This window comes from Herbaspirillum sp. B65 (genome assembly GCF_000333555.1).
In the GTDB taxonomy this organism is placed as follows: Bacteria; Pseudomonadota; Gammaproteobacteria; order Burkholderiales; family Burkholderiaceae_D; genus Herbaspirillum; species Herbaspirillum rubrisubalbicans.
Genome location: NZ_BADI01000107.1, coordinates 1 through 2,375, shown reverse-complemented (window position 1 = coordinate 2,375; position 2,375 = coordinate 1). Strand labels below are relative to the sequence as shown.

Sequence of the window (2,375 nt, the reverse complement as noted above, 5' to 3'; positions counted from 1 at the left end):
AAATACGGGTGACCTCAATTTCACGACAAACGGTCGTACCGATGCTGTCTTTGGTGAAATCTACTTTAGATTGCCTGCCGATACCCGGCTCTACTCGCGGCGTCCTCCTCTCACTGAAAAATCAGGCTCCGGTGAAACGGTATTGAACGAATCGCTGTTCGTCGGTGTACGTTTTGGAGGAGGAAACGCTTATGTCAGTACCTACCGTGCCGATGGGACTCGGGTGGGTGCAACGCTGACGGAAAACGATGCCGAATATGAACTTTACCGACAGGCAGAAAAAGTCGTTCAGGCATACAGAGCCGCACGTGCCAGCCAAGTACCGGCGCATAGTGCAGTCTATGAATTGTTGCGCTACGGACGGATCTTGGGACCTGATCGCTTGACGCCAGGTGACACGCCACACTGGCGACAGATAGCCACGGCGGATGGCCAAGGATGGGTGAATCTGAACGCCACAGGGGTTTTCAAGTACAGCGATGCCGATGCGCCCCATTGGGCTGGCTGGCAACTATTGATGGACTACGATGATCAGGATAGCCGCTGCGATATCGATGCCCTTCGAAAAATGCTGGACGAAGACGGCGACGGGATCACCACCCGATCCGAGGCAGAAAATCGACTGAAAGATGCAGAGGTTCAGCGGACCATGCGTGGCATGGTGTGTAAATTTCCGACTGAATGGCAACGGAGTGGCATTGCGGAGCGCTGGAATTGGCTGACCCAAGAAGGGCCTGATAGGGAAACCAACGCGACGCCCAGCCTGAACGACAGCACCTACTTGTCTCAAGCGGACTTTCCCGAATTTCAGCGTCATGTTGAGGCGCTAGCTTTCTGGGAAGACGCTTCACTGGGAGCAGATATCGGGCCTGTGCACTGGCACTTCCATCCGGTGAAGTTCTTCGATCATTTCAGGAAATGTGGTTGGCTGAGCAGTAAGGAACTACATCAAGTACTCTCTGCCGCTCCCAAGGAGGGACTTGCTCGCGCAGAAGCCATACGAATTGCATCTAACAAAGTTCTTCGAAAATATCTCATCGCGACCTCCCCACTTCGTTGTTCCCACTTTTTAGCTCAAGTTGGTCACGAAACAGGTTGGTGGAAGTTCCGAAGTGAACGCGGTCTGGACCGATATTTACGCACAATGTATGAAGTGATTACGCCGGGGGAAGCAGCGACAGACTTCCGAAAAGGAGACGCACAAAAGCTGCAACTAGTACGCAAGGGGGAAACGGAACAAGAATATGCAAAGAGAAGGCCGGAAGCAGTTCTAAAAAAAGCGCAAGGACTTCACAATGGCGCCGCGAGCGCGAAATTCGGTGGTCGAGCAGGGGACGGCGTTTTGTTTAAAGGACGTGGATTTCTACAAATCACCGGGAGAAAAAATTACACGAGTTATTCCATCTATAGAGGACAAGATTTTACTACTCCCCCAAATCCTGATCTGGTCGCCAGTGACGATTACAACGCATGTGATGTATCAGGTTTTTATTGGGCTCGAGAAAATGTAAACAAAGAAGCATCCAGCGGCTCAGATAGAAATCATGTAACAAGAGTCGGTGGGAAAATCAACAGGGGGCGTGCCGACAGAGTACCTCTTCATGACAATGAGAGATGGCAAGCCTTCACACCAATTTGGAGAAAAATGAATGACACTCCGTAATACCGCGCAAGCGATCCTGATCACCCTTGCTGTCACCCAGGCAAACGCAAGCGAAACCACGCCGCCGAATCAGACATTCTCACCCTGTCAGCAGGTAAGGATGAAGGATAAGAGCTTAACGCTCACAAACTGTACGCAGTCAGACAATGTGACTTATGCCACTTATGAACGCCCAGAATCAATCTCTGGGAGTGCTAATGAATTTGAAAAAGAAAAAGCCATCATCGCGACATCAAGCGACAAACAACATCTTCTGAAACAGTCAGGATTTCGCTTTAAGTCGGGCAAGCCCGTTTTTAATCATACAAAGCTTGAAGCGATTATTTTTCCTGATGAAGTATCAAAGCGAAAAGTTATCCGCTCAATCAGAGAGCAAGGTTGGTCAATAAATGAAGAGTATATCCAGTATTTTTCTCCGCACGACAGAGGTTATGTCATGAGCTGCTTTACTGCATTCAAAGGCCTAGAAAATATCAATGTAACCGTCGCTCAGTGTTTATCGTACGGTGAACTTGAAAGTTTCAAGAAATTGCTAAGCAACATCCATTTCAATTGATGAAGACATCGCAATGATTAGCCCGCCACAGGAGACTTGATCGTCAACCTTGAATGATCTCCCATGCCTCTATGGCAGTCCTTCCGATCAATTTGGAGAAAATGAATGACACTCCGTAATACCGCGCAAGCGATCCTGATCACCCTTGCTGTCACC

General features: G+C 49.2%; 1 protein-coding gene and 1 pseudogene. Both read left to right on the top strand.

The genetic code is table 11. The annotated features are described in order from the left end of the window. Nucleotides 1–1,663: pseudogene (locus I5W_RS31925) on the top strand (hypothetical protein); the annotation flags it as partial. Next, nucleotides 1,650–2,219: a hypothetical protein gene (locus I5W_RS03020; RefSeq protein ID WP_044528132.1), complete on the top strand. Its 570-nt coding sequence runs from the start codon at nt 1,650–1,652 to the stop codon at nt 2,217–2,219. The pseudogene I5W_RS31925 and the gene I5W_RS03020, both read left to right, overlap by 14 nt. Nucleotides 2,220–2,375 lie beyond the last annotated feature (156 nt).